This window comes from Nioella sp. (assembly GCF_964229645.1).
Classification (GTDB): Bacteria; Pseudomonadota; Alphaproteobacteria; order Rhodobacterales; family Rhodobacteraceae; genus Nioella.
Map to the genome: position 1 here is coordinate 1 of NZ_CAXREX010000031.1, position 5,884 is coordinate 5,884.

The window sequence follows — 5,884 nt, forward strand, 5'->3', positions numbered from 1 at the left end:
GCGTTTGAACTGGCAGACTTCCTGCCCTACCGAATCGCGGTCCTGTCCGAACGCGTGAGCCGCCGCCTGTCGCTGATCTACGGGGCCGAGGCCGGGATCACGGTGGCCGAATGGCGGGTGCTTGTGCACCTGGCGAGCTGCCACCAGGTATCCGTGCGTGAAATCCATGACTGCGTGAACCTCGACAAGCCGCGCGTCAGCCGGGCGGTCACCCGCCTGACCGAGGCCAGCCTCGTGGCCAAGACCGGCAGCGCCACCGACCAGCGGCTCCTGTCGATTTCCCTGACCGATGAGGGGCACGCCCTTCTGGGCCACATCCTGCCCCGGGCCAGGGCCTACGAGGATCGCCTGATGTCGGGGCTGACGCCCGCCGAGCAGATCACGCTCGTGCAGATCATGGAAAAACTGCACAAGGTTCTCGATGCCGACCCCAAGGCCCGCCCCCGGTCCCGGCTCGACCTTCCCCGCGACGCCGCCGAGTAGCGCCTGCCGGTCCGGCAGGCAGACATTTTCCGTGACGGAAAATGCCCGCGATCCGCGGCGGATCGCGCGCGGGTCGGCGCGCCAAAGGCGCGGCGAGACCCGCGTTTCGTCTGCACGGGGGGTGCACGGGGGGTGCACGGGGGGTGCACGCCCGGCACCCCCCTGTTTCAGGGGCTTACCGGGCCAGCGCCAAGAGCCCGTCCACGTCCAGATGCGCGTCCATATGGGCGGCCAGCTCATCGAGCGTTTCCTCCACCACACGCCCATAGGACAACGGCCCCGCCTCCACGCCGAACGCCTCCAGGTAGGCACGCCGGAACCCGTCTTCCACGAACATGCCATGCAGGTAGCTTCCCTGCACCCGGCCATCGGCGGAACAGGCGCCCTCAGGCGCATCGCCTACCTGCGCGAAGGGTCGCGCCCGGTCCGCGCCATCGGTGCGCCCGATATGGATCTCGTAGCCCTGCATCGCCTTTCCCGTGGCCGCGTGCCGCGCGGCAACCCGCGTCAGGCTCTTGTCGCCGGTCATCACGGTCTCGACATCCAGAAGCCCAAGCCCTTCGGTCGACCCGGCTGCACCCTCGATCCCGTCAGGGTCATGCACCCATCGGCCAAGCATCTGATATCCGCCGCAAATTCCCAGAATGCGCCCGCCACGCCGCCAATGCGCCATCAGGTCCACATCCCAGCCCTGCCCGCGCAGATAGGCCAGGTCCCCGCGCGTGGATTTGCTGCCGGGCAGGATCACGAGGTCGGTGTCGCCGGGGATCGCCTCTCCGGCCCGCACCATGTGCAGCGAAACCCCCGGTTCCTGTGCCAGAGGGTCGAGATCGTCGAAATTGGCGATCCGGCTGAGGACCAGGCAAGCCACCCGAAGCCCCTCACCCCCCGTTCCCACGGGCAGGTCCAGCGCATCCTCGGCCGGCAGGCGCGCGGCCCCCGCGAAGAAGGGCAGAACACCGAAACCCTGCCAGCCGGTCCGCGCCGCGATCAGGGCGTAGCCATCGTCGAACAGCCGCACATCGCCGCGGAACTTGTTGATGAGAAACCCTTTTATCAAGGCCTCGTCGGCCGGGTCCAGAACCGCCTGCGTCCCCACCATCTGCGCGATCACGCCCCCCCGATCGATATCGCCAGCCAAGACCACCGGCACATCCGCCGCCGCGGCAAAGCCCATATTGGCGATATCGCCCGCCCGCAGGTTGACCTCCGCCGGGCTGCCCGCGCCTTCGACGATCACCAGGTCATGGCTCGCCTTCAATCGACTAAAGCTTTCCAGCACCGGTGCCATCAGTTGCGGCTTCAGCTTGGCATAGTCCCGCGCCTTCACCGTCGCGACCCGCTTGCCCAGCACCACCACCTGCGCGCCCACATCCGTCTCGGGCTTCAGAAGCACCGGGTTCATGTCCACGATAGGCTCCAGCCCGCAGGCCATGGCCTGCAAGGCCTGCGCGCGCCCGATCTCTCCCCCGTCCACTGTCACGGCAGCATTGTTCGACATGTTCTGCGGCTTGAACGGCGCCACCGACAGCCCCCGCGCCCGTGCCGCCCGGCACAGCCCCGCGACCAGCAGCGACTTGCCCACGTTGGACCCCGCCCCCTGGATCATCAGCGCCTTGCCCATCCCCGCCTCCTACAGCCCCGCGACCAGGGCCGGGTCGAGAAAGGCCTCGACCGCCGCGCTGGCGATCACCGTCACCCTGCCGCTGTCGGGGTTGACCACGTTGAGCCCCCCGTGAACGGCCCGCACCTCAACCTGCCCGTGCGCAAGGACATTGGCCAGCGCGGCACAGTCCAGCTTGTCTGGCTCCTGCACACCCACAGTCACCAGCACCCGCATCCGGGCGTGATCCACCCCCAGAACCTCGAACATCGGGATCGAGCTGTGCCGGATCGCATCCTCGATCGCACGCGCTGCGGCCTTGGTGTAATCCTGCCCGTAGAGATCATTGCCCATTCCCATCTCGATGATGAACCGCTGCTCCGCCATCATGCGCCCTCCATCTCGAAGGACACCGAGAGCGCAGCCACCGCGATCACCGTGGGCGCCTTGCCATCGCTGCGCGGCACGTCGAGCCCGCCCTTGATCGCCCGCACCGAAACCTGCCCGTAGGGAAACACGGCCGCCACGGTGGCCAGGTCAACCCGTTCGGGCGCCGCCACGCCGATCTCCACGTCGATCAGCATCTCGGACTTGTCGCGCCCGAACAGCTCGGCAAGGTTGATCGAATTGTGCCAAAGCGCGTCACGCACCGCCCGGCAGGCCGCCTCGGTGTAATCCTGCCGGCGCAGGCTGGTGCCTTGCCCGAATTCCGTCAGCATCCGCCGCCTTGTCATGATCGCGCCGCTCCTTCGCTTGGTGATCTCATTGTTCCGAAAATATCCCGGGGGGTCCGGGGGGCAGCGCCCCCCGCGGGTCGACGCGCGGAACGCGCGGCGAAACCCCTCTCAGAACGCGACCCCCATCTGACCCTTGATCCCCGACCGGAACGGATGCTTGACCAGCGTCATCTCGGTCACCAGGTCGGCGATCTCGATCAGGTCTTCCTTCGCGTTGCGCCCGGTCAGCACCACGTGGGTCATCGGCGGCTTCTCCTCGCTCAGGAACCGCACGACCTCGGCGATATCGAGGTAATCGTAGCGTAGCGCGATATTGATCTCGTCAAGCAGCACCATGCGGATCGAGGGGTCGCGGATCAGCTCTTTCGCCTTGTCCCAGCCCTTCTGGGCCATGGCGATGTCTCGGCTGCGGTCCTGGGTCTCCCAGGTAAAGCCCTCGCCCATGGCGTGGAACTGGCACAGGTTGCTGAAATTGCCTTCCAGCAGCCGCCGCTCGCCGGTGTCCCAGGCCCCCTTGATGAACTGGACCACCGCGCAGGGCATCTCGTGGGCGATACAGCGCAGAATCATCCCGAAGCCGGAAGAGGATTTCCCCTTGCCGGGACCGGTATGGACGATGATCAGCCTCTTCTCGCCCTCCTTTGTGGCCATGATCTTGTCGCGGGCGGCCTTCTTCTTGGCCATCTTCTGGGCGTGGCGGTCTTCCTCGGACAGCGGCGTATCGGCCATTTCCTCATCCTTCGCTTGACATCGGGGCGGCGCATGCCGCAGGTGCGGGTCTGCTGGTTCCTGTTCCTAGAACAGGCGAAGAGGGAATGCGACAGGCTTTGCGACCACCTGCGGTCCATCGCCGAAGCGCAGCCGCCCCCGCGACCGTGACCGGAGAAGGCCCTGGAACCACTGGCAGCGCGCCGGGAAGGACCAGACGCCGCCGGGGCCCGATCAGGGGCCCCGATATCCGCAAGCCGGGAGACCTGCCAGCGCAAACGCGTAACGGGCGGCCGGGGTGTGCCGTGCCGGCCAAGACGGGCCTTCGCGCCCCCGGCTGGTCATTCCCCCCATCCGCCGAACCGAGGAAAGGCCGCGCATGGGCGAGGTGACAGTCACGGTCTGCACGACCTGCCGCAAGACGGTCGATGGCGAACGGGTGCAGGAGGAGCCGCGCCCCGGTTTTCGCCTGCACGAAGCGTTGCAGGGAGCCGAGTTGCCCGAGGGCGTTCGCCTGCGTGGCAATGAATGCCTGTCCGCCTGCTCCAACGGCTGCTCGCTGGCGCTTTCGGGCGGGCCCGAGCGCTGGACCTATATCTATGGCCGCCTCGACCCCGAAGATCACCTCGACCAGATCCTCGCCGGCATCCGTGCCTATGCCGCCACGTCCGACGGGCTGGTGCCCTGGCGTGAACGGCCCGAGGTCTTCCGCAAGCAATCCATCGCCCGCATCCCTCCGCTCAAGGACTGATCCATGCAATCGCTCTCCAAGATCCCCGTCACCGTCATCACCGGCTTTCTCGGTGCGGGCAAAACCACGCTGATCCGGCACCTGATGGAAAACAACCAGGGCAAGCGCCTGGCCGTCCTGGTCAACGAGTTCGGCACCGCCGGCGTGGATGGCGACATCCTCAAGACCTGCGCGGACGAGAATTGCCCGGCGGAAAACATCGTGGAACTGGCCAATGGCTGCATCTGCTGCACCGTGGCCGATGATTTCATCCCCACCATCGAGGCGCTGATGGCGCTGCCCGAGACGCCCGAGCATATCCTCATCGAAACCTCGGGCCTGGCGCTGCCCAAGCCCTTGCTCAAGGCCTTCGACTGGCCCGCGATCCGCTCGCGCATCACCGTCGATGGCGTGATTGCCTTGGCCGATGCCGAGGCCGTGGCGGCGGGCCGCTTCGCCCCCGACGTGGATGCCGTTCAGACACAGCGCGAGGCCGATGACAGCCTCGACCACGACACGCCGCTTGGCGAGGTCTTCGAAGACCAGATCAGCTGCGCCGACATCATCCTTCTGTCCAAGGCCGACCTGGCGGGCGAAGAGGGGCTGGCAAAGGCGCGCGCGGTGATCGAGGCCGAGATGCCCCGCCCGGTGTCGATCCTGCCGATGACCGAAGGCGTGATCGACCCGCGCGTGGTGCTGGGGCTGGAAGCGGCCGCCGAGGACGATCTCGATGCCCGTCCCAGCCACCATGACGGCGCGGATGACCACGAACATGACGATTTTGACAGCGTGGTGATCGAACTGGACGAGGTAGAAGACGTCAAAGCGCTGGAAGCCGCCGTGCTGCGGTTGGCGCGGGAACAGAACGCACTGCGCGTGAAAGGGTATATCGCCGTGAAGGGCAAACCGATGCGACTGCTGGTTCAGGCCGTGGGCGAGCGCCTGCGCACCCAGTTCGACCGCCCGTGGGGCGATCTGCCCCGCCGGTCGCAGCTCGTCGTGATCGGTGAGCATGACCACGTGGACGCCGCCGCCATCCGCGCGGTGCTGGAGGGATAATCAGGGCCGATGCATGTCGTCTTCCGCGAAAGCCACGGGTTGGAGGAAACCGACACCCCCATGGATCTCGGGCAAAGCCCCGCGGACCTGGTCGTGCTGTCCTTTTCCGATTCCGACCTCGGGGCCTTCGCGGCAGGCTACGGCAGGGCAAAGGCCCATGGGTTCGAGCCGAGCGTCCGCCTTGCCAATCTGGTGGCGCTGAAACATCCCCTGTCGGTCGACACCTATGCGGAACAGACACTGATCGGCACGCGCGCGGTTCTGGTCAAGCTGATCGGCGGCGAAAGCTACTGGCCCTATGGCCTCGCCACCTTGCGGGAACTGGCCGAACGAACGGGGATGGCGCTTGCGATCCTGCCCGCAGATGGCCGGCCCGATCCGCGCCTTGACGAGCTTTCCACCCTGCCCGTCTCCACCCTGCGCCGCCTGCAGCACCTGTGCGACGCGGGCGGGGCGGTGGCCGCCCACGCGGCGCTGGCGCAACTGGCGCTGGCAGGCGGGCTCTACGCGGGGCCGGTGGTGGGCGAAAAGACCGTGCCCGACTTCGGCTTCTACCGCCCCGGC

At 67.2% G+C, this 5,884-nt stretch carries 7 protein-coding genes, 1 pseudogene and 1 riboswitch; of the genes and pseudogenes, 4 read left to right on the forward strand and 4 right to left on the reverse strand.

Translation table 11 applies throughout. From position 1 onward, the window contains the following. Positions 1–483, forward strand: a 483-nt coding sequence (locus tag ACEQXV_RS02350) for a MarR family winged helix-turn-helix transcriptional regulator (RefSeq protein ID WP_370267709.1), incomplete at its 5' end; no start/stop codon positions are given. A 175-nt stretch (positions 484–658) separates the two neighbouring features. On the opposite strand, the gene ACEQXV_RS02355 is transcribed toward ACEQXV_RS02350, so the two are convergent. The 4 genes from ACEQXV_RS02355 to cobO form a co-directional block, all read right to left on the reverse strand. Continuing rightward, a complete protein-coding gene (locus ACEQXV_RS02355) occupies positions 659–2,107 on the reverse strand; it encodes a cobyric acid synthase (protein ID WP_370267710.1) in 1,449 nt (482 codons plus the stop codon). 9 nt (positions 2,108–2,116) lie between these two features. Beyond that, positions 2,117–2,473: a Lin0512 family protein gene (locus tag ACEQXV_RS02360; RefSeq protein ID WP_370254105.1), complete on the reverse strand. Its 357-nt coding sequence runs from the start codon at positions 2,471–2,473 to the stop codon at positions 2,117–2,119. Next, entirely contained in the window at positions 2,473–2,820 is a 348-nt protein-coding gene (locus tag ACEQXV_RS02365; protein WP_370267712.1) for a Lin0512 family protein, read from the reverse strand. Before ACEQXV_RS02365 ends, ACEQXV_RS02360 begins: the two co-directional genes overlap by 1 nt. Before the next feature lie 111 nt (positions 2,821–2,931). Continuing rightward, complete coding sequence (cobO, locus tag ACEQXV_RS02370) at positions 2,932–3,552, reverse strand: cob(I)yrinic acid a,c-diamide adenosyltransferase (RefSeq protein ID WP_370267713.1); 621 nt, start codon at positions 3,550–3,552, stop codon at positions 2,932–2,934. A 37-nt stretch (positions 3,553–3,589) separates the two neighbouring features. Then, positions 3,590–3,820, forward strand: a riboswitch (cobalamin riboswitch). A gap of 90 nt (positions 3,821–3,910) precedes the next feature. On the opposite strand from cobO, the gene ACEQXV_RS02375 reads away from it, so the two are divergent. The 3 genes and pseudogenes from ACEQXV_RS02375 to cobN all read left to right on the forward strand — a co-directional run. Then, a complete protein-coding gene (locus tag ACEQXV_RS02375; protein ID WP_370254093.1) occupies positions 3,911–4,282 on the forward strand; it encodes a DUF1636 family protein in 372 nt (123 codons plus the stop codon). A gap of 3 nt (positions 4,283–4,285) precedes the next feature. Further along, positions 4,286–5,320: a cobalamin biosynthesis protein CobW gene (cobW, locus tag ACEQXV_RS02380; RefSeq protein ID WP_370267714.1), complete on the forward strand. Its 1,035-nt coding sequence runs from the start codon at positions 4,286–4,288 to the stop codon at positions 5,318–5,320. A 9-nt stretch (positions 5,321–5,329) separates the two neighbouring features. Then, a pseudogene (gene cobN, locus ACEQXV_RS02385) lies at positions 5,330–5,884 on the forward strand (cobaltochelatase subunit CobN); the annotation flags it as partial.